Below are 24,124 nucleotides of genomic sequence, written 5' to 3' on the forward strand. Positions count from 1 at the left end.
ACATTCAAGTTTGGAAATAACAGTTTAACAGAGTTAAAATCGGCAGAAAGAAGCGGTTACTGCCTTAATACTGTTGATTTTCCGGCATTTATTCCTGCATTACGAATGCATAACGGTTTCTCCCGCTACAAACATTTCCGCAGGATACTGAAAAATCTTGAGATTAAAATGAGGCACCACCGCTAAGATGTGGTCAAAAATATCGGACTGGACTTTTTCATAAGCTACCCATTCCTGTTTTAGGGAAAAACAGTAAATCTCGATAGGTATACCTACTGCAGTGGGTTGTAATTGTCTGACCATATGTGTCATATCATTATTGATATCGGGATTGGCTTCCAGCCAGAACTCCATATATTCCCGGAATATACCCAAATTTGTCAGTTTCCTTTCATCGAAAATCGTCTCTTTATCTTTGTTCATATTTTCTAATGTAGAGAGCATTTTTTCAATGTAATCTTTCAAATAAACCGAAGCCTGAAAACCTTCTATTTCTTCCCGGGACAAAAAATGTACCGTACTGATATCTATACTGATATATCGTTCAATCCGCCGTCCGTTAGATTCCTGCATTCCTCTCCAGTTAATGAAAGATTGAGATACCAATTGGTAAGTGGGAATAGTAGAAATCGTCATATCCCAGTTCTGTACTTTTACAGTATACAAATTAATCTCCAGAACTTCTCCGTTTGCATTATTGCTGTCCATAACAATCCAATCCCCGATCCGGATCATTTTATTGGCTAATAATTGTACCCCGGCAACAAACCCCAGAATAGAATCCTTAAATATTAACATCAATACAGCAGCAAAAGCTCCTAGCCCAACAATCAGGTGCTCCGGGGATTTATTGACCATAATACTGATGACCACAACGATGACTACGGTATAAATAAAAGTCTTTAATACCTGAATAAATACCCGGATAGGACGATTTTTGGATATCGGATAACTCTCGTAAATTTTATTAATTGTATTCAATAAATTATTGAATATAAGCATACTCACTACAACCATCCAAATATCGACCAATCGTTGCAGAATATAAATTTTACTCCAGGGTATATTCTCCAATATAATATAAGTAGCCAGGGGTGGAATCAAGTAGGATAGTTTGTTAAAAAAACGCTGTTTATATATAATATCATGCCACGAACTTTTGGTTTTTCCCATGATTTTCCAGATCAGCAAAGACAGCCACTTATTGATCACAAAATAAATCAATGCAGCGATCAGTGCTACTACAATAGATTGCAATACAATATTCAGAATGACTTCTGTGTGAGGATTGTGTACCGAAATTCCCAAAAAATCCAACCATCCTTTTTTATCCATAAATTTTATCTTTTAATGAAAATTTATACGGGAAAAGGTAAGATTTGTTAGTGAAACTCCGAACCTATCGCCGGAATTGACTTCTGAAGCTGTAAAATATTGAGGAGTTTTTTACTTATTGCTATTTTTAAATAAAATATTTTACAAAGTCATTATTTTTATTATTTTTACGTCGTTTAAAAAGAAATAACTTTTTAAATAAGTAATTGCGCGTCTTATTGTCTTATTAATCAACTAACAATTTAACCTAATGACACATGAAAAGAAAAACTACACTATGCCGTTAGCATTCGTCGGCATGATGTTTTTTGCGATAGGATTTGCACTTGGGATTAATTCCTATCTCATTCCGGTATTGAAAGGTTCTCTGGAAATTTCTTCCGGAGTATCGTATTTTATTGTAGCCGTAACCTTTTTACCCTTTCTGATATTCGGTTATCCGGCTTCAATGACGATTAAAGCAATTGGGTATAAACGAACCATGGCTTTATCTTTTTTGATGTTTGCCATCGCTTTCGGACTTTTTATTCCGGCTGCTTTTCAGGAAAGTTTTCCGTTGTTTCTGCTGGCTTGTTTCATCAGTGGAACAGCCAATGCTTATCTTCAGGCTTCCGTCAATCCTTACGTAACGATTTTAGGCCCTCTGGAAAGTGCAGCCAAACGGATTAGTATTATGGGGATTTGCAATAAACTGGCCTGGCCCGTAGCTCCTCTCTTTTTAACCTGGATTATCGGCAAAAACATAAAAGATACGGTAATTGCCGATTTATTTATCCCTTTCTATATCATTATAGGGGTATTTATTTTACTGGGAATCATTTCCTTATTGGCACCCCTTCCGGAAGTAAAAGCCGTTGGGGAAGATGAAGACAATGCCGATGCCTGTCCTTATGCAGCTCACAAAACTTCTATCTTCCAGTTTCCTCATTTACTTTTAGGTTGTCTGGCTCTATTTTTCTATGTTGGAGCAGAGACAGTTGCACTGAGCACACTGGTAGACTACGCAACCTATTTAAATCTGCCGTATGCAGATCTTTATGCCTGGATTGCACCTATTGGCTTAGTAATCGGTTATATTTGCGGGATTGTCTTAATCCCCCGTTATCTGAACCAGGCTACAGCTTTGAAAATATGTTCAGTGATTGCCATTCTCGGCTCCTTACTGGTTGTACTCGTACCCGACAGCCTATCCATCTGGTTTATTTTCCTGATTGCTCTGGGATGCTCTTTGATGTGGCCGGCATTATGGCCGCTGGCTATGGCTGATTTGGGAAAATTTACCAAAGCCGGTTCTTCTTTGCTTATTATGGCGATGGCAGGACCGGTAATTATATTACCTTTACTGGGTTTTCTGACAGATAATCACGGCATGCAAAATGCCTATTGGATTTGTTTGCCTTGTTTTATTTATATTCTGTATTATGCATTAGTCGGACATAAGATTAGAACCAAATAAACAGTAGTACACATTCGTGTTTTGCTGCACGCGCAAGGCAAAATACGAATGTTACTTTAAATTATAAATTGTATTAAAATATTATGGAAAATAGACTGAACAGTATTTGCAGCCAATTTCAGCTGGAAGGAACAATTTTAACGGTTAAGCCTTTAGGAGAAGGCTTTATCAACGATACCTTAATGATTACCACAGCAGAAGCGACTGCTCCGAATTACATCCTACAACGCAAAAACAAGAACATTTTTCAGAACATTCCGGCAATGATGGAAAATATTCAGCGGGTAACCACTCATCTGAAAAAGAAAATCATTGCTCAGGGAGGTGATCCGATGCGGGAAGCTTTGACTGTCACTCCGACAAAAGACGGGAAATTATACTATCAGGATGAAGACGGGGAATACTGGGCCGTATGTGTGTTCATCGGGGATACAATTGCATACCAGAAAGCCGACACTCCAGAACTCGCCTATCAGGGAGGTAAAGGTATCGGAAAATTTCAAGCGATGTTATCCGATTTTACAGAACCTTTAACCGACATTCTTCCGGGATTCCATAATATACGTTTCCGCTTTCAGCAATGGGACCAGGTATTAGCCAAAGATCCTGTGGGACGGAAAGCAACCGTCCCCAGTGAAATCCAATGGATAGAACGCCGGCGGGAAGAAATGCTGCATTTCTGGGAATTAGTGGAAAACGGAACCATCCCTACCCGGGTAACTCATAATGACACCAAAATCAATAATATTTTGTTCGATAAACAAGGTAATGTACTCTGTGTGATCGATCTGGATACTGTATTGAGTAGCACTTGCCTGAACGACTATGGAGATGCCATGCGCTCCTATACCAATACAGGTTTAGAAGATGACGAAAATCTGGATAATGTAGCCATGAATCTGGACATTTTCCGGGGCTATACACAAGGTTATCTATCCGAAACAGCTTCCTTCCTCAATCCCGCCGAAATTGATTATCTGGCCTTTTCCGCCAAATACATTACTTACGAACAGGTGCTTCGTTTCTTAATGGACTATATCGACGGAGATAAGTATTATAAAGTCAAAAATCAGGTACACAATCTGGTTCGGGCCAGAGCACAACATAAGCTTTTACAAAGTATGGAAGCTCAATATGAACAGATGTGTTCCATTGTAAAAGAAGAAATTGCAAAATATAAATAAATTCCATCCGGGCATCCGGAAAGTTTATTCTTCCGGTAAACGGCAGGTATACCTGACAGGACAGTTTGTTACAAGATAAACCTACAGTTTTTACATAAAGAGTAAACATTCCGGATAGCTTTTTAAAAATTCAGTTATAACATTTATTATCAGTTATGTTTCAAGTAAAAAAAAATTCTGATTTACGTTGTGATTGTTTACAAGAAGCCTATAGCCTTTTGGAAGAAATTCCTGCCCAGCCTGTAATTTGCAATAACTGGCCGGAGCAATATCCATACTCTCCTCAGGTCCGGTTCCGTATAGCCCACAACGATAGAGAAATTTTTATTCGTTTTGACGTAGCAGAAAAATATACACTAGCCAAAGTAAATAAAGACAACGGACCTGTATGGACGGATTCCTGCGTAGAGTTCTTCATTGCCCCGGACGAGAGAGGATATTATAATTGCGAATTCAATTGTATCGGAAAAGCTTTAGTCGGTTACCGGGAAAAAGGAGCTGCTGCCTTACACGCCTCTCCCTTACTGATGAAGTCTATACAACGTTATTCAACTTTGGGAACTGAAAATTTTGAAGAAAAGAACGGCCATAACCGCTGGTCTCTCCTCGTCTCCCTACCGGCAACGCTACTCTTTAAACACAATATCAGCTGGCTCTCCGGCTTACAGGCCAAAGCAAATGTGTATAAATGCGGAGACCACCTCTCAGAACCTCATTTTTTATCCTGGTACCCGATCGATTCCCCTCAACCCAATTTCCATGTCCCCCAGTTCTTTACAGATATCGAATTTCAATAAAAAAATTTTCACCTCTTCCTTTTCCGAATTGACAGAATGTCTGAGAATTCAAATGTGAAAATGTTTAATAAGTGATGATATCGAAGGGATTAACGGTACTTTGTACTTGATTAAGGCTTTTCTTACAACTCGCTGACAAATGAACCTGCGGTCTGTATGAATCCCTTAATCGGGAATAACAGTTCCGTTAAACAGCGAAGCGTTAATCCTATTTCCCCAGAAACATCCATCCTCCTCCAGAAACATTTATACGCTTAAACATTTTCACTCTTCTATCCGTTTAAAACCGAGTCCCAGAATCTCCTGAGCATTCAGAATGGTAGTAAAAGCCTGGGGATCTATTTTGTAAATAGCCCGTTGAAGAGTGACCATTTCCCGCCGGCTAACGACAGTCATAATCATCTCTTTCTCCGTACGGTTAAACATTCCTTTTACGGGCATTATAGACCCGCCCCTATGTAATTCTACCAGAATATACTGGCGGATCTCTTCTATTTTATCCGTTACAATAAAAAAAGTCTTATCACTTGAATACCCCTGCATAACAATATCAATTACTTTCCCCATCAGGAAAATAGTCAACCAGGAATAGAAAGGGATTTTCCAGTCCTGAAAAACCAATAAGCCACACAATACAATGGAAGAGTCTACAATCATCTGAAGCATCCCGATAGGTTTATGGGTCAGTTTACTCAGTATGGAAGTAAACACATCCGTCCCCCCACTGGAAGAACGGGTTTTCAATATTAAACCAACTCCGATTCCAATGATAACACCTCCAAAGATACTGGCCAATAATACTTCATCCTGAAGTTGGAAAGGATCGTACGGATGGGGATGTCCGCACCTCTCTAATAAAAACGGAACCCCATCAGCAAAAACGGCAACCAGGATAAAACAGATAAATGTCTTCAATCCGAATTGCTTACCTAAAACTTTCACTCCCCACAAACTCAAAGGCAAATTAAAACACAAAGCTGCCATACCAATGGGAAAACCCAGTTTATAATGAAAAATGGTAGCAATACCATAAATTCCACCCGGCACAATTTTATAAGGAGTCATAAAAAAAGTATAACCCATGGCTAATACAAAAGAACCAATTACCAATAAACCATAGGTACGAAACCAAGCCGCAGAAAAAATTTTCTCTTTATAAAAAGCAGGATTTAACGCATTCATTTTTATAAAATTATTTAAAATAAAAGACCATTTGTTTTTATCTTTCAAATATACTCCCGGCACCCAGAAAAAAACATGATTTATATCAGGGGAAGCGGATAAGTATGGAAATGTTTATTCCGAGACAAATGCTTTCTCCGGAAGCAGATTAATGCTCCGCTGATTAACGGAACAGCCGTTCCGGATCAGGGGATTGATCCGGACTGCAGGTTTATTCTTCAGCGCGACGGAAGACGGGTCGTAATCAGAGACGAAGTACTGTCAATCCTTTTCCTTTTTTACGTCATGAACATAAAAACATTTCCACTGTCATCCTGTCAGTTTTCCGGTTCTGGCATAACAATTGTCTATAGAAAAGCGTAAATTTCAGGATATAATTAATCATATAAAATATAAATGTTATGACAACAGGAAAAATAGGTGTTTCAACGAAGGACTTATTCCCGATTATCAAAAAATTCCTTTATTCTGACCATGATATCTTTTTGAGGGAAATCGTTTCAAATGCAGTAGATGCCACCCAGAAATTAAAAGTATTAGCTTCTACAGGAGAAGTAAAAGAAGAATTAGGGGATTTAAAAATCCGGGTAAAAGCTGACAAAGAGGCAGGAACATTGACTGTTTCGGATAATGGTATCGGAATGACCCGGGAAGAAGTAGAGAAATATATCAATCAAATTGCTTTTTCCGGAGCAGAAGAATTCCTGGAAAAGCATAAAGATGACGCAGCCACCATAATCGGTCATTTCGGATTAGGTTTTTATTCTGCTTTTATGGTCAGCGATAAGGTGGAAATCGTTACAAAATCCTATAAAGAAGGAGCCCAGGCTGTAAAATGGACTTGTAGCGGGGATCCGGAATATACCTTAGACGATATTGATAAAGCAGAAAGAGGTACGGATATTATCATGTATCTGAATGCCGACGATAAAGAATTTTTGGAAGACAATAAAATCAATGAATTATTAAATAAATATTGCAAATTCCTTCCGGTTGAAATTATTTTTGGAAAAAAGAAAGAATGGAAAGACGGAAAATATGTTGACACAGAGGAAGACAATGTGATCAATGACGTCAACCCGGCCTGGACCCGTAAACCTTCCGATCTGAAAGAAGAAGACTACCTCAGATTTTATCATCAGTTATATCCGATGGCTGAAGATCCCCTCTTTCACATTCACTTAAATGTAGATTATCCGTTTAATTTGACAGGTATACTGTATTTCCCCAAAATCAATAATAAATTCGAAATACAGAAGAACAAGATCCAACTATACAGTAATCAGGTATATGTTACGGATTCGGTAGAAGGAATTGTACCTGAGTACCTGACTCTTTTACACGGAGTTATCGATTCGCCGGATATTCCGTTAAATGTATCCCGCTCTTATTTGCAAAGCGACCGGAATGTTAAGAAAATCTCCAATCACATCACGAAGAAAGTAGCCGATAGCCTAAGCGATATTTTCAAAAATAACCGGGAGGAATACGAGAAAAAATGGGATGATTTAAAAATATTTATTCAATACGGCATGCTGACAGATGAAAAATTTGCAGAAAGAGCAAAAGACATTTACCTGTTGAAAAATACCGATGGAAAATATTTTACCTTTGAAGAATACGACAATCTGATTAAAGCCAATCAAACGGATAAAGATAAAAATATCGTTTGTCTATATGCCACTGATGCCACTGAACAATACAGTTATATCGAAAAGGCAAAGGCAAAAGGATATGATGTCTTATTAATGGACGGACAACTGGATACTCATTTTATTAACCATCTGGAACAGAAAAATTCAGATCATAAATATTTGAGGGTAGATTCCGATGTAGTGGAAAAATTAATCCCGAAAGAAGATGCCCGCCAATCAGACCTGAGTGAAGAGGAACAAAATGAACTCCGTCCGGTATTTTCATCTCAATTACCCAAAGAGAACGGTATGTTCTTAGTTAACTTCGAAGCCTTAGGGGAAGACAGTGATCCGGTAGTGGTTACCCGCTCAGAATTTATGCGCCGTATGAAAGAAATGGCTGCTTTAAATCCGGGTATGGGTTTTTACGGAGCAATGGGAGATCAATATACGCTTGTCGTCAATACAGACCATAAATTGGTAAAGGATGTACTCGCTGACGAAAAGAAATCCATGAATGCCAAACTGGAACCCCTCAATTTCGAAATCAAGGAAATGGAAGGGAAAAAGACAGAACTAAATGAGCTGAATAAGGATAAAAAAGAAGATGAGATTCCCCAGGTCGACAAAGACCGGCTGAAAGAATATAACGAAAAAATTGACAATATGCGTCAACAAAAAGAAACTTTGTTGCAAGAATACGGCAAAGAAAACAAAATTGTAGGACAATTGATTGACCTGGCACTTTTAGCAAACGGTCTTCTTAAAGGAGAAGCACTTAACAAATTTGTAAAAAGAAGTGTAGACCTGATCAAATAATAATTCCATTTAACTTCCCAAAGCCGTCAAAACAATTTTGGCGGCTTTTTTGTTACTTTTTATCTTTATCCTCTTTAAAAACAGGATAAGTAAAAAGTATAGTAAAAGCTTCTGTATGAGGCGGACAAACCTCATAGGTACCCCCAAAATAATGGATCAGATGGGCGTTGATCTCGTTACGGACCAAAGTCGTCCTGTTCCCCTGGAATTCCTTGGCCAAAGGCGTGTTCACCACACGGAATAAGAGCATTGTTCCGGCTTCATTTTGCCCGATATGGATCACCGTCTGAAAAATTCCCGGATTATTTTCACTCTTAAAAACAAGAAAACTCCGAAGCAAAGCGATAAAACTTCTCCGGTCCGTCGTTATCGATAAATCGTCAATCGTAGTCTGCAAAGAGGGTTTAACTATATTCTTCTCATATTGCAACGCCATCTCCATAGCCTCCCTGCACATCTCCAGGAGGTCGCAATTTTCCTCTTTATACGTGATCTTACCAGACTCTAAACGGGAAAGTTCCAGGATATTGTTTACATAGTCCAGTAATTGCTCTGCATTTTCCTGTATAATTTTCCCGTATTCTAATTTACTTTCTTTATCGGGGCAACTATCCGGTTCCATTAATAGTTCTGAAAATCCGACAACAGCATTCAATGAAATCCGAATATCATGACTGATTTCCGTGCGCAGCCGTTCTTTAGCCCGGTTATTAGACTCCGAACGGGCAGTAGCTTCCGCAGCCGCTTTCTCCGACTGTACAATTCTCCGGGAAAGAGAACGGGTATAAATGTAAAAGAGAAAAATTAAGACAAAAAGAATTGCCGAAATACTCAATATCCGGATCAGATTCATATTGCTGATCTTCTGTTTTTCCAGTAGCAGTTCGTCTATATGGTAAACCTCTTTTACCTGCTCCAACTGGCTGGCAGAAAAAGCATTATTTAAAGAATCCTGTGCGTGAACCAGGTAACGGAGTGTGGTAACCGCTCCGTCTATATCCCCCTTCTCCCGCTGAATCCTAGCTTTATAACTTATCAGCATCCCGAAAGTAGCCACATAATTTTTCAAGACAATGGGAGTTACCTCATCTACTAAAGCAATACTTTTATCATATTCTTTGGTCCTGTAAAAATATTGCAATTGCATCAGCTGTACATTCAACCAAAAAACAGGATCCACATGAGGAGCTAAAAGTGCTTTTGCCCTTTCAATATGCTTCTGAGCCTCCCGGAAATCGGAGCGGTTCAAAAAATGCATAATGTATTTTACCTGACAATCAATAGCCATATTGATCCAATTTTTCTCTGCTTCCGGTTCTTTCGTCATCGCCTCTTGCAAAGCGTCTGTCATTTCTTGTAAATAGGGCATCTTTAAACTATCCTTTCCAATATTCCCATATATTCCCGCGATCCGGGACAATACATCTACCCGCAAACTCATTTTTGTCTGTTCCGTAAAACGCTTATGGGCTTCGAATAACATTTTCAAGGCTTCCTGGGGACGGCTCGAAACTGAATAGGAACAGGCCAAACTGTTATATGCCGCAATCTCCCCGTTATGGCTATGATAACGTTTTGCATCCTCCAAAACATTCTTAGCCGTAAAAACAGCTTTCTCTATCTTCCGCTTGGAGGCCTGTGCCCGGCTAAAGGCTGCCTTTTGCTCCAGATAATAATCGTAAGTACCCACCTGAGGCACCAATTCTTCCAATTTATCCACCCAATACGACAAACTGTCCGGATCATGCCGTTTATCAAAACAAGCCGCTATATAATAGGCTCCCAGATTTTCATAATAAATATTTCCCTGACGGATACTTTCTTCCCATAGAGCAACGGCAAAAATCTGATCCAAAGGCGGATATTGGTGACAGTAAGCCACCCTTTCCAAATAAGTCAAACGGGCACTGTCTGCAGGCAATAAATCCACAACCTTCAGAATACTATCCCGATAATGCATGTCCTCTTTCCTCTCTTCTGCAAACAACAAAACAAGAGGCATAACAGAAATATAAATCAGTAAGAGAACTTTTTTCATTCGCAATGCTTATATAGAAGACTTGTATTTAAAAGGATGTGTAAAATAAAAACGCGCTCCCTGAGTGTAATCCGGATCTACCCAAAGCCTGCCCTTTATATGTTTTACAATCAACTGACAAATGGAAAGTCCCAGTCCGCTTCCCTGTACAAAATCATTTAGTTTTTCAAAACGCTCAAAAATCAATTTTTGCTTTTCAAGAGGAATACCACAACCTGTGTCCGTCACCGAAAAAAGAGCCATACCGCTGTCTTCCGGACTCACCTCCAGCTTCAGGACAATGGAGCCCTCTTTCGTAAATTTTGTAGCATTAACCAGTAAATTAATCAGAACCTGCCTGAGCCGGGCATCATCTGTATCAATGACTAATGCGGACAATTCTGTCACAAAATGCAATTCCACACACATTTGATAGGAAGCCCGTATAGTTTCTACTACTTCTCTACAGATTTTCACGGCGTCGCATTCCCGGATAGTAAACTTTATATTTTCTCCTTCAAAATCTGAAAAATCCAGGATATCATTTACCAAATTCAAGAGCTGCTGAGAATTTACCTTGATTATTTCACAATACTCCGGAAGAGATTCATCGTCCAGTTCCATATCCTCCGAAGCCAATAAACCCGAAAACCCGACAATTGCATTTAAAGGAGTACGCACTTCATGGCTCATATTCGACAAAAACAGATTCTTCCTTTTAATGGCCTTTTCCGCTTTCCATTTCATTGCTTCCAGATTCAGCTTTGATTGCCTCAACCGGAATATTTTCTTCCAACTCAGAAAAGAAAAAACCAGTAATAACACTACGCACAATATAATTCCGACCGTATAATAACGCATGGATAAATGCCTGTTCCTTTCATTCTGATAAGTCAATTGTTCGGCCTGAAAACGAGTTGTCAGCTGGTCGATCTCCTTGGGATAATTCTTTTCGAAAGATGATTTTATGTAAGCATAAATAGCATTATACTGCTTGTAAGCTTCCTCTTTACGTCCCATCTCCCAATACAATGACGCCTTATTTTTCATGGCAATTACATGCAAAGCGTGATTAATATAGGCATCTTTGGTTTTAAAAAAACGTTCGTACATTTCCAAAGCTTCTTCCGGTCTGCCCGTTTCAGCTAAATACATTGCCTGAACGATAAAGAAATGCCGTAAGACAGCCGGTTGCATAGTAGCAGACAAAGCAGCTGCCTTATCTAAATATTGACGGGTTGCTAAAGTATCTTTCCTGAATATTTTACAGTAAGCATTAAAAATATACCGGATCGTCTGTTCCGTTTCCGAAGAAGCCGTAAGAGGCATCTTATTCAGACGTTCCATATATTGTTCTGCTTTCTCCGGTTCATCCATGCGAAGGTGGTATTCAGCAAGTTCTATTAATAATATCTTTACCAGCACTTCATCCATCTTTAAAGAACCAAAAAGTTCCAGAGCTTTTTTATAAGCATCTCCCGCCTCTTTGTCCCTCCTCGTCAAAGCGTACACCTCTCCGATAACATTTAAAGCCAGCGCCTGTCCTAAAGAATCATTTAATGCCTTTGCTTTCGAATACATCCGGTCGCTCTCCGCTATGGCCACCCGGGTTTCTCCCCGCAAAGCCTTCGATTTAATAGCAATTCTTCTCAATTTAAAATAAGAATCGTAGCGCTTTTCTATTTCCAAAACAGACAGCAGACTGTCCACATTTATCTGCCGTTCCATTTCTTCGGGTAAAGAAGCAAAACCCAGACTATTCCGGAAAGCAAGAATGATTTTTTCAGGTAAGACGTTTTCCGTCACAACCAGTTTCCGCTTTTCATTAGCGTACGCCGGATTTATAAGCCATAAGCCACACACACAGAAAACTATATGTAAAAAGAATCTCCTCATCGGTTTTTAATCCTTACCCCATATTTATTGTACAAAGTTAATCTTTATTCTTTTTCTTCCAATTTTCAAACTCCTTCAGTATATTTAAATAAAAAATATTATTAACAAAAGAATACTGAAAGATTATTCTGCATCATTTCAAAGCTTTTCATTCAGAAATTGCAATAGTCTAACAAAAATTAGTTACTTTCGTTAAATTAATTTGAATGAAAGTTTATAGAAAAAGATATGAAAATTATTTACAGTAAAACAACTTACAGAAATGCAGTATACCGTGCTTTGATATCGATCATCATTGGTGTAATTCTGATTATATGGCCAGATGTAGCTTTAAAATCAATTGTCATTGTAATCGGGGCACTGTTTCTATTGACCGGTATCATGGCCTTTATCACTTCTTACCGCCAACAACAAGCGGCTCAGCGTACAGACGGCCTTCTTTCATTAAACGGCATCGGAAGTATTATTTTAGGTATATTGTTGGTATCTATCCCCCTTTTCTTTACCACGGTATTAATGGTAATCTTAGGCTGTATTCTGATTCTGGCGGCCATTGCCCAATTGGCCACCCTTTCTGCCGCCCGTCAATTCGGTCCGATTTCAGCCGTAAATTACTTTTATCCGATTATCATTCTGTTAGCCGGACTGATCGTCATTTTCAAACCCTGGGGCAGTGCAGAGTATGTCATTATTATTTTAGGAGCCACAGCCATATTTTATGGAATCACAGATCTGATCAGTCAATACCGGATCAATAAACTGCGTAAAAAAGCACAGGCTACAGAACAACAACACAAAATGGGCGGAGAAATCATTGAAGACGCCGATTACGAAGAAATTAAATAAATATTTTCAGATGAACTGTTTTTGCTGATTACGGATGAAACCTCTGCCGGAAACAACTAACGCTTCGACAGTTAAAAATTCCGATACCAGATTTTATAAGGCGGCATTCATCCCTGATCAGTGAAAATCCGATCCCTGATCTACTGCTTCCTGTTCCCAGAGGCTTTTTATTCGATATTCTCCATTAACATTTCCAAAGCTTTTACAGCAGCTTTGGCAATATTCCGTTCGCGGGTAAAAGAAAAGATAAATTTTCGGGCAATTGTCTTTTGAGGAGTAGCTACTGCTATCCAAACCGTACCAACCGGTTTTTCGGCTGTTCCCCCATCCGGTCCGGCAACACCGGAAGTCGCCACGGCATAGTCGGCTTGCATAAGCTGCCTTACTCCCTCTGCCATCTGACACACCACAGTTTCACTCACAGCTCCCCACTCTTTTATATCCGTAGCCCGTACGCCTAATACATCCTCTTTTACCTCATTGGCATAGGCCACTACGCTTCCCTTAAAATAAGCAGAACTCCCGGGCACAGAGGTAATAAGATGAGCTATATATCCCCCCGTACAACTTTCAGCAGTAACGACACTTATCTGTTTACGAAGACATAATTCCCCAAACTGTTTTTCGACGGTCTCTCCTTCCCCCTCCATATAATGCAGCCCTGACAATTCCGCTTTTAAAGTCGTATAATATTCTTCCAATTTAAAAACAGCTTTGCCTTTCGCTGTAAGGCGCAATTTTACCAAACCCGGAGAAGGTAAATATGCCAATCCCAGACCTTCGGGTAAAGAATCTTCCCATTTGTCCAAACGTTCAGCTAATTCGGATTCCGGAATATCGTATACCTTTAGCATCCGGTATTCCAATTGCAGATTCGGATAACGCTTTTTCAATTCCGGCAATACCGCACTTTCCATTAAATGTTCCATTTCAAAAGGAACCCCCGGCAAAGAAATCAGGGATTTCCATCCTCTTTCAAACCACATTCCGCAAGCCGTCCCTTTCTCGTTCTTTAATATCCGGCAATTATCAGGTAAAACGGCCTGATTTCTGTTATTTTCATTCAATGCAATTCCTCTCCCTCTCAATAACTCCTCTAACCAACCCATCGCTTGAGAATTCAACACTAATTTGGAACCAAAATATTCTGCCAGTACTTTTTTGGTCATATCGTCTTTTGTCGGACCCAGTCCCCCCGTTACGATAACGAGCTCAGCCCCCCCCATTGCATAATCCACAGTACGGTATATTTCATCCTGTTTATCCCCTACGGTAAGCACCTCTTTTACTTCTGCCCCTATTCCGGCCAGATGCTCCGCAATATAACGGGAATTTGTATCCAATATCTGCCCTAATAATATTTCATCTCCAATCGTAATTATAATTGCATTCATATAAAATAAAATTTGAACCTCCGGCAAAACTACAACATTTTTTATCTCTTTTTTTCTTTCCTTCCTCAAAGTTATAAACAAAAACGAAGAAAAAATCCCCTCATATTTTTTGTCTGTCTACTCCTTCAAACGTTATTTTTACCGGTTTTATATATCCGTTTTTATCAAATTCCAACTTGTCTATGCAAGTTTCCCGGTGGTTTCCATTCCGGTCCCCGACCGGATGACGGTGATAAAATATATACCATTGATCCGTTTCCGGCACATTTACGACAGAATGATGTCCGGCCCCTGTAGCCACACGATCATCCTGCTGCAAAATTTTTCCTATACGCTGAAAAGGCCCGAAAGGCGACTGCGCTATAGCATAAGCAACACAGTAATCCGGTCCGGTCCATCCTCCTTCCGACCACATAAAATAATATTTTCCGTCTTTTTTAAACATAAACGAACCTTCTACATACCCCTGAGGAGTAATCTCCTTGTAGAAAGAACCGTCTTTAAAACATTCCAATCCACTAAAATCCTTTTTCAGTTTCACCACGTTACAATGTCCCCATCCCCCATAATACATATAATAATCGCCTCCTTCTTCATATACAAACTGATCGATAGGCTGAGCCCCATTTACGATTTCGTTGATCAAAGGCCTGCCCAATAAATCTTTATAAGGGCCCTCCGGACAATCTGCAACAGCTATTCCTATCCCCCCGACCTCTCCTTCATGCACATCATTGGCCCCGAAAAAAAGATAGTATTTTCCCTCCTTTTCTATAGCCGCCGGTGCCCATAAACATTTTTTCGCCCATTTTACGGCTGCAGTGTCCAATATATGAGAATGTTTCGTCCAGTTAATTAAATCCTTGGAAGAAAAACAATCCAAAAATGTCTGCTCTTTATATGGAGCCGAGTAGGTGGGATAGACCCAATAGGTATCTCCGTATATGACAGCATGAGGATCTGCATACCATCCTTCAAAAATCGGATTTCCAGACATAGTCTTCCGAGGGAAAGACTTCCCTTTACACCCGGATACCAGTATAATGAATATACACAATAAAGTAAAAACCGCTATTTTCATTGAATAATTCGTTTTAGAACGTTACTTTTTCCTTCTTTCTGCCTTTTTAATATCCCTATCTTCACAAATCTGATGTTCAGGCTTTATTTATCCGTTTTTGTCCCTCAATACCTGCAATTCTCTTTAATAAAGAAGGATGCGAATAATAAACAAATTCGTACCACGGGTGAGGAGTAAGATTACTCAACGCCTTTACGGATATTTTCTTCAGACCGGCAATCAGCTCTTCCCCTTTTCCCTGCTCCGCAGCAAAAGCATCCGCCTCATATTCGTTTTTCCTTGACCAGGCATTCATCCCTAAGCCAGTGACAATACTAAGCGGAGTATAAAGCAGGACAAAAGCAACTAATCCCAACTGAAAATAAACCCGTTCCCCTCCCAATGCTTCCGATAAAGCCGGCTCATTTACCAATAAAGAAAATAACCACAACAGTATTCCCGTTTGCAGGAGGGAAGCCAACATAAACTGCAAGGTGTGATGCTTCCGGTAATGACCGATTTCATGAGCCAAAACAGCCACAATTTCCTCTTCTGTCAGATCTTTTAGTAAAGTATCATACAACACTACCCTCTTTTCCGGTCCGAAACCCGTAAAATAAGCATTTGCCTTTGTAGATCGTCTGGAACCGTCTATTACATAAATATTTTTCAATTTAAAACCTGTTTTTTGCGCTAATGTTTCAATTTTATCCCTCAAATTTCCGGATTCCAAAGGAAACTGCTTATTAAAAAGCGGAACAATCAAACGGGAGTAAAATAAAGCCATAAACAGTGAAAATAAACTGATGATAGCCCAGGCATAGTACCAAAAATAAATTCCAGTTATCTTATAAAACCACACCACAACAGTTAAAATAATTCCTCCGATAAATACAGAAAGCAATAAACTTTTTAAAGTATCCGATCCCCACGTTTTTAAAGTCGTTTTATTAAAACCAAATTTTTCCTCTATCCGGAAAGTCGCATACCAATCAAAAGGCATCTCTGCTAAGGTAGAAGCTACCAATAACCCGAGCATAAATAACAGCGTCTGCAGAATCAGATTATCCGTTATCCCCACAATCCACGCATTATACCAACCAAATCCACCCACACTTAAAAATACAATCAGCACGATAAAAGAAAAAGCAGAACAGATACAATTAAACCGATTGGTCTCCCTTTTGTAATTTTGAAAACGTTCATACTCTTTTTCATCATAAATTCCTTTCAGGCTCTCCGGTAAATGGGAAGACATACAACGCATGTTCAGTCCGTCCAGTAACCTTTCCAGAAGGAAACCGGCACTTAAAAATACAATAATGCTCCAAAAAATAACTCCGCTATCCATTTATTTGCCTATAATACAAAAATACCAAATTTTCTTTTTTTCAGAAAAACAAACAAATATAGGAAAATTATACTCAAAAAATCCCAGCTGAGAAACCTTTCTAGCGAATTCTTAATTAGAGAAATTTTTCTCTAAAAATTTTAGTCATTTTCACTTATTAATCTTAATTTCGTTGCCAAATTAATCAAGTTGGTATTGTACTATTTATAACTTAATAAACCCATTACATCATGGCAGAATTTAAATATCAGGAACCGTTTCCAATTGAAAAAGATACAACAGCGTATCGTCTCTTAACGAAAGAGTATGTCAAAACGGTAGAATGTGACGGACGTAAAATCTTGAAAATAGAACAGGAAGGTTTGGAGTTATTAGCCCGCGAAGCTTATGCAGATGTTTCTTTTTACCTCCGGGCCTCTCATTTACAAAAAGTTGCCGATATTTTAAAAGATCCTGAAGCCAGCGATAATGATAAATTCGTAGCACATACTTTACTACTGAATCAGGTCGTATCGGCAGAAGGACAATTACCTACCTGCCAGGATACAGGTACGGCTATCTGTATCGGAATGAAAGGACAGGATGTCTATACCGGCTATAATGATGCCGAAGCTATCAGTAAAGGAGTGTTTGAAACTTACCGTGACCGGAACCTCCGATACTCCCAGGTCGTTCCTTTCAGCATGACAGAAGAGAAAAACACTGGTACGAATTTACCGGCCCAAATTGATCTGTATGCCACCCAAGGGAATACTTATAAATTTTTATTTATGACCAAAGGAGGAGGTTCAGCCAATAAAACATTTTTATACCAACAAACGAAGGCTTTATTGAACGAAGAGACCCTCACCAGATTCATCTCCCAGAAAGTGTTGGATTTAGGAACTTCTGCCTGCCCTCCCTACCATCTGGCAGTTGTCATCGGAGGAACTTCTGCGGAAGCTTGCTTAGCTACAGTCAAAAAAGCTTCTGCAGGTTATTATGACCACCTCCCCACATCCGGAAATGAAGGTGGCCGCGCTTTCCGGGATCTGGAATGGGAAGAAAAAATCCTGAAAATTTGTCAGGAAAAAGGCATAGGTGCCCAATTCGGTGGAAAATATTGGGTACACGACGTCCGGGTCATCCGCTTACCGCGGCATGCAGCTTCCTGTCCGGTTGGGATAGGAGTAAGTTGCAGCGCAGACCGGAATATCAAAGCCAAAATTACAGAAGAAGGTATTTTCCTGGAACAACTAGAAAAAAATCCGGCCCGTTTCTTACCGGCAGAATCTCCGGTTTTGGCACCGGCAGTGAATATCGACCTGGACCAGCCCATGGAAAATATATTGAAAGAATTAACGAAATACCCGGTAAAAACCCGTTTGAATCTTTCCGGAACCTTAATTGTCGCCCGTGACATTGCTCACGCCCGCATTAAACAAATGATAGACGAAGGTAAACCGATGCCGGAATATTTCAAAAAACACCCGGTTTATTATGCCGGTCCGGCTAAAACCCCGCAAGGAATGCCTTCCGGTAGTTTCGGACCTACTACTGCCGGACGTATGGATCCTTATGTCGACTTATTCCAGTCTTTGGGAGGTTCAATGATTATGGTGGCCAAAGGAAACCGTTCCCAGGCCGTTACAGATGCCTGTCAAAAGCACGGAGGTTTTTACCTGGGCTCTATCGGCGGTCCTGCAGCAATTTTAGCCAAGAACAGCATTAAATCTGTAGAAGTCGTTGATTTCGAAGAACTCGGCATGGAAGCAGTACGTAAAATACGTGTAGAAAATTTCCCGGCTTTCATTATTGTAGACGATAAAGGAAATGACTTTTTTGCCGAATGGGCACATTAAAGAATTGAACGGAAATCATCAAGTACACCTTGTGCCCGGTTAAAGTTTAACAAATAACCGCTGATTAACGGAATTTCGGTCCGGACGGACAGGTCTGGGGCTCTTTGTTCCGTTAATCGGCGGAAAATTTTCATTCATTTCGCAAATCCCCGCCCCGGATGAAAGCATCAAGCCGGAATATCCCTTCCTTCAACCCGTTTCTGTTCAGGCCCATAATCCGGTAACCCATTAAAAAACAGCCCTAATATTCAAATTTTTGAGGACATATTATGCTCTCCTCAGACTTCTATTTATAATCTATCGACTCTATTAAACAAATCTTTACCAAACTGCGTACAATGGCACATGAAGCAACAGCAAACAAAATTAGGCCTGATCGGACTGATTGCCATTGTGGTCGGTGGTATTATCGGGGGCGGAATTTTCAATATCGCTAAGGTCCTGGCTCACCAGGCCAGTCTGGGAGCCATCGCGATTTCCTGGATTATTTCAGGCACAGGTATTCTGGCCATTGCACTTACCTTTAAAACCCTGATCGCTGTCCGCCCGGATCTTTCTAACGGTATTTATTCTTATACCCGTACCGGATTCGGAGAATACGCCGGTTTCAATATCGCCTGGGGTTACTGGATGGGTAGCGCAATCGGAAATGCGGTATTCGCCATCATGCTGAATGATGCTTTCGGACTGTTCTTCCCTGTTCTCTTAAAGCATAGCTGGCCGACATTAATTTTCTGTTCCACTTTTACCTGGCTTTTTACCTTTATCGTAGCCCGGGGAATGAAGCTGGCAGCTACCATTAATACGATCTCTACTATCATTAAATTTTCATCCCTGTTATTAATTATTGTCCTCTTATTCAGCTTTGCTGATTATTCTTTGATGCGTTTTGATTTCTGGGGGAAAGAAAGTCATCTGGGCCCCCTTTCAGATCAGATCAACAGTACAATGTTAACGACACTCTTTTTTTTCATGGGAATAGAGGGGGCCGTAGTCGTTTCCTCCCGCGCGATACGACAATCGGATGTAGGAAAGGCAACCGTGATCGGTTATTTAATCTGTTTGTTCCTGAATATAGCCATTTGCATTCTCTCTTTCGGCTTTATGCCTCAAGCCCAGTTAGCCGGATTAAACGATCCCTCGTTAGCACAGATTTTAGGAAAAGGCATAGGAGAATGGGCCCGGGTATTCGTCAACCTCAGCGTTATCCTATCCGTAGCAGGGGCTTGGCTGGTAGGTACAATTATTGCAGCAGAGTTACCGGCTCAGGCAGCGCGCGACCGGGTATTACCTTCTTGGTTTGCCAGAACAAACCGGAAAAAAGCTCCTGTCGGTTCCCTGCTCATTACTTCCGGTTTTATTCAATTATTTTTGTTTCTGGCTGTTAAAGCCCACAATTTTTACTTGCTCAGTATCGATATCTCCGGAATATTAATTCTCCCCACTTATATTTTCAGCGCTATGTTTATGGTGAAATCCGGATTGCATAAAGAAATTTATGAAAACAAAAATATTTCCAGGCAACTGGCTATTATTACCGGAACAGCTGCCGTATTGTATTGCCTTTGGGTAATTTATGCCGGGAACATCCACCTCTTATTACTATCTTCCGGAGTTTATATAATCGGAATTCTTTTTTATGAAATTACTCATTGGAACGACCGTAAAGCAGGCATTCCCATCTTTAAAGTAACCGACCGCTATGTCATAGGCCTCATGATTGCAGCCTTACTTTTTTCTCTTTTAATAGAATGGAAATTTTTAAGTTTCAAGTAAAATAAAGGATTTATGAAAGGATCAGCATACGCTTTAGGAACAGTCATCGTATGGTCGCTTTTAGGAGTAGTCAACCGCTTCTGCGTACTGAAATTCGATATGAACGTTATCGTCTTTACCTCTTTCCTGATTTTTTCAGCCGGAACCGCCCTCTTAATCATCCGGCAGCAAGTAAGTCCTGAAAACTGGAAAACCGGAGTACGCTATTCCTGGCTTTATACCGGTATGCAAATGACAAAGAGCTTTTTTATGATCTCCACTTATCTCTATATTACTACGACGGAAACCAGTATTCTCATCAACATAGAAGTAGTCATTTCATACCTTTTAGCCTATTTGTTCTTCAAAAGAGTCCCGCACCGGGGAGATTATTGGGGTATATTTGTCATCCTGGGCGGTTTTATCCTCTTTATTTATTCCCTTCCCCAGACGGTCCGCATACCGGCTGTCATACTCTTATTGATTGCGGCTACTGCCAGTTGTATCCGTACGATTGTAGTGGAAGAAACTACTCTGAAAAGCCCGGAGACAACTGTCCGCCAGAAATGCGGTATATCCGGCTATACCATGTTTATCGGAGGATTAGCCTTAATCATTTTTTTCTTTTTTATAGCAGCCCTGAAATTTGTTATAGGTACGAAACTACCGGACATTCTCTCTTTCCTGAATTATTTACCCGATCTATCGGAAGTACTCAACCCGGCTACGATTATCAGCGCTTGTATTGCCGGATTTTTTATCAATGCAGCTTCCGTCTATTTTTTTTATGCTACATTGAAATGGACAAAATCCGAAACGTTCATGGCTTTCCGCGTCTTTCAACCGGCTCTGACTTATAGTTTCGAGTTAATCGCAGCCGGTTTCTATACAGCTATGAAACCGGAATTAGATATAAAAGATTATTTGCTGGGCGGATTTATTCTCTTCGGCTCAGTCCTCATACTGGTTATGCCCACCAAAGCTACTATCAATGCCCGTTCCAAAAGTTTTATTACAGAGTAAGGCCAATGTAATGTGTAAATGTTTAAGCATTCAAATGATTAACCGTACTTCGTTCCTGTTTAAGGCTCATCCCACTATTCGCTGATGAACGCACCTTCGGTTCTGACTAATTTAATTCCGCAACGTCAGTTCCGTTAATCAGCGAAGCGTTAATCCGCCTTTAAAGGAAGCATTAATCCCCCAAATACCCTTACAAACGCTTAAACATTTAAATTCTCCCTTCTTCCATCAACCGGAATATGCCCTCTTTATCATCCGGATGGAACCAATGAATATCAGGATCACGACGGAACCAGGACAATTGTTTTTTGGCATATCTCCGGGAGTTTCTCTTGATTAAACGTATCGCCTCCGGATAATCGATCTGACCGTCGAAATATTCAAAAAATTCTTTATATCCTACAGTATTCAACGGATTTAAATGCCGTAAAGGATAGAGTAAATGCGCTTCTTCTTCAAGGCCTTCCTCCAACATACGATCCACCCGTTTATTAATTCTGTCGTATAATTCACTTTTTTCACGATTTAATCCTATTTTTAAAATGTCAAATTCCCGCTCTTTCGGATTGTTCGTCCGTAAAGCCGAATAAGGTTTACCTGCCATCATACATACTTCTACCGCATGCAATACCCTTTTGGCATTATTCAAATCTACTTGTTCATAAAAAACAGGATCCAATTTTCTCAGCAGGCTCCGGATTGTTTCCAGTCCCTCCTTCTCCATCCGCTCCATCAATTGCATCCGAAGGTCGGGATCAATACTGGGAATGTCATCAATACCTTTGCATACAGCATCTATATACATCATAGAACCTCCTGCCATAAGTACCACTTCAGCCGTATGATGCAATTCCCGGATTTTTTCCAAGGCCTGCTGCTCAAATTGCCAAGAATTAAAGTAATCTTTTACCGATAAAGTATGAATAAAAAAGTGTGGTACAGCTGCCAATTGTTCCGCAGCAGGTATTGCAGTCCCTATCCGCATTTCCCGGTAAATTTGCCGGGAATCACACGAAATAACCGAAGTTTGAAAATGACGGGCAATCTCTATACTCAAATCTGTCTTTCCCACCCCGGTCGGTCCCAAAAGAACAATCAACCTTTTTCCCATAATTTCTCCGGAAGAAAAATGTCCAAAAAGTAATTCCCTTATCACTTTCCGGACATTTCCTATCCCTTTTTTACCGATTATAACCGATCGATATAGTCATCTATACTTTCATAACGGTCATCATATCTTTCTCTGCTCCCGAACTCCCCATCTTCATCATCATATCCCCCTTCCTCAACGTCATCGTAATTATCTCCCTCTTCTGTAAAATCCGAGAATTCTTCCATAAAACTATCATCATACTCTTCATCCGATTTTCCATAAGTCCACTTATCATTATCTTCCAGTTCCATCTGCTCCGGTATTTCTCCGTCACAATACAAACAAACCGGCAATACATCAGCAGAATCTGCAATATATTCCCCTGCATACTCTACCCGGAAATAACGGTTGTTAAAAAAGTCAAAGACATATTCCAACTCTATGCAATTCGCGTTCACCATCTCACGGATAGTAGTTACATCCATAACTAAAGTGTTTGTCTCTTCATCATCCGTCGACATCTCCATCAAAGCGATCTCCTTCACCCGGTTTCCCATTTTGTCGAGTGTATAAAAGGACGCCATCTGGGAGCTATCGTACCCTAATACCTCTATAATTTTATCGTGTAACTGCTGAAAAGTCTGTTCGCCACTGATGGCAATCTCACACCTGAAATCCGAACTATTCGGTAAACTAATCTCAAACCTGTAATTCATAATTTCTACTATTTTATAACCCGTAACCTGCCGCTCCAATACCAGCCGCAACGATTCCACATATTACCAGAATAAAAAATAACATAACCAGTACGGAAAGACAGATAGCAATAATCCCACATATCCTTCCGGCATTTATATTCTTATACGAACTCTCTGTATATAACCCCGGCTCCGCTAAATAAGCCTTACGCGGAGTACCCGACATCGCAACAGCTATGATTCCCAGCACCAAACCGATTATTCCATAACACCAACAGAATACAAGCGATAATATTCCCAATACCAAAATCGTTGTCGCATTAGGTAAATCTCGCTTGTTTTGTTCAAAAATTTCCATAATTTTCAATATTAATTTAATGGCAAGAAGGAAAATAAAGCATTAAATTTCCTTCCTCTTTTACGATATAATGTGTCTAAATGATCGCATTTGTTAATTTAAGCAAATATGAAATTAAAATTGTTGCTAAACAAACAAAACCCGTAATTTTTAATAGCTCCGGCTGAATTTTTTTTATGCCGCAAATTTTCAAAACAATCAATATTAAAAACAGCAACAACGGCAATAATCCCGGATAAACGCTGAGAGAAGTCCCGAAATCTCCTTTTAACAACAAAAGGACAGCTCTTTGCATACCGCAACCAGGGCATTCTATACCGATCACAGATTTTATCCAACAGGATAATTGATGTGCTTCCAGCCATTCGAGCATGCTTACGTTTAT

Annotated in this window: 19 protein-coding genes; 8 read left to right on the forward strand and 11 right to left on the reverse strand. The window is 39.9% G+C overall.

Annotation, left to right across the window (positions count from 1 at the left end):
* Positions 1–99: 99 nt before the first annotated feature.
* On the reverse strand, positions 100–1,335 hold the full coding sequence (locus tag Q0465_RS13290; RefSeq protein ID WP_298616851.1) for a mechanosensitive ion channel domain-containing protein: 1,236 nt from the start codon (positions 1,333–1,335) through the stop codon (positions 100–102).
* Between the two features lie 250 nt (positions 1,336–1,585).
* Here Q0465_RS13290 and gluP point away from each other — a divergent pair, with 250 nt between their 5' ends.
* From gluP to Q0465_RS13305, 3 genes are all read left to right on the forward strand, one after another.
* The gene (gene gluP / locus Q0465_RS13295; protein WP_298616852.1) at positions 1,586–2,791 is read left to right on the forward strand and encodes a glucose/galactose MFS transporter; all 1,206 of its coding nucleotides are present in this window, start codon (positions 1,586–1,588) and stop codon (positions 2,789–2,791) included.
* An 83-nt stretch (positions 2,792–2,874) separates the two neighbouring features.
* The gene (locus Q0465_RS13300) at positions 2,875–3,975 is read left to right on the forward strand and encodes a phosphotransferase enzyme family protein (protein ID WP_298616853.1); all 1,101 of its coding nucleotides are present in this window, start codon (positions 2,875–2,877) and stop codon (positions 3,973–3,975) included.
* 155 nt (positions 3,976–4,130) lie between these two features.
* On the forward strand, positions 4,131–4,772 hold the full coding sequence (locus Q0465_RS13305) for a carbohydrate-binding family 9-like protein (protein WP_298616854.1): 642 nt from the start codon (positions 4,131–4,133) through the stop codon (positions 4,770–4,772).
* Positions 4,773–5,036: 264 nt separating this feature from the next.
* Here the strand turns inward: Q0465_RS13305 and Q0465_RS13310 are convergent, their stop codons facing one another.
* The gene (locus Q0465_RS13310; RefSeq protein WP_298616855.1) at positions 5,037–5,954 is read right to left on the reverse strand and encodes a YitT family protein; all 918 of its coding nucleotides are present in this window, start codon (positions 5,952–5,954) and stop codon (positions 5,037–5,039) included.
* Positions 5,955–6,355: 401 nt separating this feature from the next.
* Here Q0465_RS13310 and htpG point away from each other — a divergent pair, with 401 nt between their 5' ends.
* Positions 6,356–8,407: a molecular chaperone HtpG gene (gene htpG, locus Q0465_RS13315; RefSeq protein WP_298616856.1), complete on the forward strand. Its 2,052-nt coding sequence runs from the start codon at positions 6,356–6,358 to the stop codon at positions 8,405–8,407.
* Between the two features lie 52 nt (positions 8,408–8,459).
* Here the strand turns inward: htpG and Q0465_RS13320 are convergent, their stop codons facing one another.
* Together Q0465_RS13320 and Q0465_RS13325 are read right to left on the reverse strand one after the other, a co-directional pair.
* Entirely contained in the window at positions 8,460–10,445 is a 1,986-nt protein-coding gene (locus Q0465_RS13320) for a histidine kinase dimerization/phospho-acceptor domain-containing protein (protein ID WP_298616857.1), read from the reverse strand.
* Between the two features lie 9 nt (positions 10,446–10,454).
* Complete coding sequence (locus Q0465_RS13325) at positions 10,455–12,230, reverse strand: ATP-binding protein (protein WP_367274313.1); 1,776 nt, start codon at positions 12,228–12,230, stop codon at positions 10,455–10,457.
* 318 nt (positions 12,231–12,548) lie between these two features.
* On the opposite strand from Q0465_RS13325, the gene Q0465_RS13330 reads away from it, so the two are divergent.
* Positions 12,549–13,166, forward strand: coding sequence for an HdeD family acid-resistance protein (locus Q0465_RS13330; RefSeq protein WP_298616859.1), 618 nt, complete (start codon positions 12,549–12,551; stop codon positions 13,164–13,166).
* A 167-nt stretch (positions 13,167–13,333) separates the two neighbouring features.
* Here the strand turns inward: Q0465_RS13330 and Q0465_RS13335 are convergent, their stop codons facing one another.
* The 3 genes from Q0465_RS13335 to Q0465_RS13345 form a co-directional block, all read right to left on the reverse strand.
* A complete protein-coding gene (locus tag Q0465_RS13335) occupies positions 13,334–14,560 on the reverse strand; it encodes a competence/damage-inducible protein A (RefSeq protein WP_298616860.1) in 1,227 nt (408 codons plus the stop codon).
* 100 nt (positions 14,561–14,660) lie between these two features.
* Positions 14,661–15,641, reverse strand: a complete 981-nt coding sequence (locus Q0465_RS13340; RefSeq protein WP_298616861.1) for a glycoside hydrolase family 43 protein — start codon at positions 15,639–15,641, stop codon at positions 14,661–14,663.
* 76 nt (positions 15,642–15,717) lie between these two features.
* Positions 15,718–16,971, reverse strand: a complete 1,254-nt coding sequence (locus Q0465_RS13345) for a M48 family metallopeptidase (protein ID WP_298616862.1) — start codon at positions 16,969–16,971, stop codon at positions 15,718–15,720.
* A gap of 230 nt (positions 16,972–17,201) precedes the next feature.
* On the opposite strand from Q0465_RS13345, the gene Q0465_RS13350 reads away from it, so the two are divergent.
* The 3 genes from Q0465_RS13350 to Q0465_RS13360 all read left to right on the forward strand — a co-directional run bounded on the left by Q0465_RS13350 (position 17,202) and on the right by Q0465_RS13360 (position 21,590).
* Complete coding sequence (locus Q0465_RS13350) at positions 17,202–18,812, forward strand: fumarate hydratase (RefSeq protein WP_298616863.1); 1,611 nt, start codon at positions 17,202–17,204, stop codon at positions 18,810–18,812.
* 345 nt (positions 18,813–19,157) lie between these two features.
* Positions 19,158–20,588 (forward strand): amino acid permease, encoded by a 1,431-nt coding sequence (locus Q0465_RS13355; protein ID WP_298616864.1) that lies wholly within the window; start codon positions 19,158–19,160, stop codon positions 20,586–20,588.
* Positions 20,589–20,600: 12 nt separating this feature from the next.
* Positions 20,601–21,590 (forward strand): EamA family transporter, encoded by a 990-nt coding sequence (locus Q0465_RS13360; RefSeq protein WP_298616865.1) that lies wholly within the window; start codon positions 20,601–20,603, stop codon positions 21,588–21,590.
* Between the two features lie 208 nt (positions 21,591–21,798).
* On the opposite strand, the gene miaA is transcribed toward Q0465_RS13360, so the two are convergent.
* From miaA to Q0465_RS13380, 4 genes are all read right to left on the reverse strand, one after another.
* Positions 21,799–22,701, reverse strand: coding sequence for a tRNA (adenosine(37)-N6)-dimethylallyltransferase MiaA (gene miaA / locus Q0465_RS13365; protein WP_298616885.1), 903 nt, complete (start codon positions 22,699–22,701; stop codon positions 21,799–21,801).
* A gap of 77 nt (positions 22,702–22,778) precedes the next feature.
* Positions 22,779–23,459 (reverse strand): hypothetical protein, encoded by a 681-nt coding sequence (locus Q0465_RS13370; RefSeq protein WP_298616866.1) that lies wholly within the window; start codon positions 23,457–23,459, stop codon positions 22,779–22,781.
* A complete protein-coding gene (locus tag Q0465_RS13375) occupies positions 23,413–23,739 on the reverse strand; it encodes a CCC motif membrane protein (protein WP_298616867.1) in 327 nt (108 codons plus the stop codon). Before Q0465_RS13375 ends, Q0465_RS13370 begins: the two co-directional genes overlap by 47 nt.
* 76 nt (positions 23,740–23,815) lie before the next feature.
* Positions 23,816–24,112 (reverse strand): DUF2752 domain-containing protein, encoded by a 297-nt coding sequence (locus tag Q0465_RS13380; protein WP_298616868.1) that lies wholly within the window; start codon positions 24,110–24,112, stop codon positions 23,816–23,818.
* Positions 24,113–24,124 lie beyond the last annotated feature (12 nt).

This window comes from uncultured Odoribacter sp., from assembly GCF_937966165.1.
Lineage (GTDB): Bacteria > Bacteroidota > Bacteroidia > Bacteroidales > Marinifilaceae > Culturomica.

Coding starts and splice junctions, on each gene's coding strand:
- Q0465_RS13290 (WP_298616851.1), bottom strand. CDS start 1,335: ATGGATAAAAAAGGATGGTTGGATTTTTTGGGAATTTCGGTACACAAT.
- gluP (WP_298616852.1), top strand. CDS start 1,586: ATGACACATGAAAAGAAAAACTACACTATGCCGTTAGCATTCGTCGGC.
- Q0465_RS13300 (WP_298616853.1), top strand. CDS start 2,875: ATGGAAAATAGACTGAACAGTATTTGCAGCCAATTTCAGCTGGAAGGA.
- Q0465_RS13305 (WP_298616854.1), top strand. CDS start 4,131: ATGTTTCAAGTAAAAAAAAATTCTGATTTACGTTGTGATTGTTTACAA.
- Q0465_RS13310 (WP_298616855.1), bottom strand. CDS start 5,954: ATGAATGCGTTAAATCCTGCTTTTTATAAAGAGAAAATTTTTTCTGCG.
- htpG (WP_298616856.1), top strand. CDS start 6,356: ATGACAACAGGAAAAATAGGTGTTTCAACGAAGGACTTATTCCCGATT.
- Q0465_RS13320 (WP_298616857.1), bottom strand. CDS start 10,445: ATGAAAAAAGTTCTCTTACTGATTTATATTTCTGTTATGCCTCTTGTT.
- Q0465_RS13330 (WP_298616859.1), top strand. CDS start 12,549: ATGAAAATTATTTACAGTAAAACAACTTACAGAAATGCAGTATACCGT.
- Q0465_RS13335 (WP_298616860.1), bottom strand. CDS start 14,560: ATGAATGCAATTATAATTACGATTGGAGATGAAATATTATTAGGGCAG.
- Q0465_RS13340 (WP_298616861.1), bottom strand. CDS start 15,641: ATGAAAATAGCGGTTTTTACTTTATTGTGTATATTCATTATACTGGTA.
- Q0465_RS13345 (WP_298616862.1), bottom strand. CDS start 16,971: ATGGATAGCGGAGTTATTTTTTGGAGCATTATTGTATTTTTAAGTGCC.
- Q0465_RS13350 (WP_298616863.1), top strand. CDS start 17,202: ATGGCAGAATTTAAATATCAGGAACCGTTTCCAATTGAAAAAGATACA.
- Q0465_RS13355 (WP_298616864.1), top strand. CDS start 19,158: ATGAAGCAACAGCAAACAAAATTAGGCCTGATCGGACTGATTGCCATT.
- Q0465_RS13360 (WP_298616865.1), top strand. CDS start 20,601: ATGAAAGGATCAGCATACGCTTTAGGAACAGTCATCGTATGGTCGCTT.
- miaA (WP_298616885.1), bottom strand. CDS start 22,701: ATGGGAAAAAGGTTGATTGTTCTTTTGGGACCGACCGGGGTGGGAAAG.
- Q0465_RS13375 (WP_298616867.1), bottom strand. CDS start 23,739: ATGGAAATTTTTGAACAAAACAAGCGAGATTTACCTAATGCGACAACG.
- Q0465_RS13380 (WP_298616868.1), bottom strand. CDS start 24,112: ATGCTCGAATGGCTGGAAGCACATCAATTATCCTGTTGGATAAAATCT.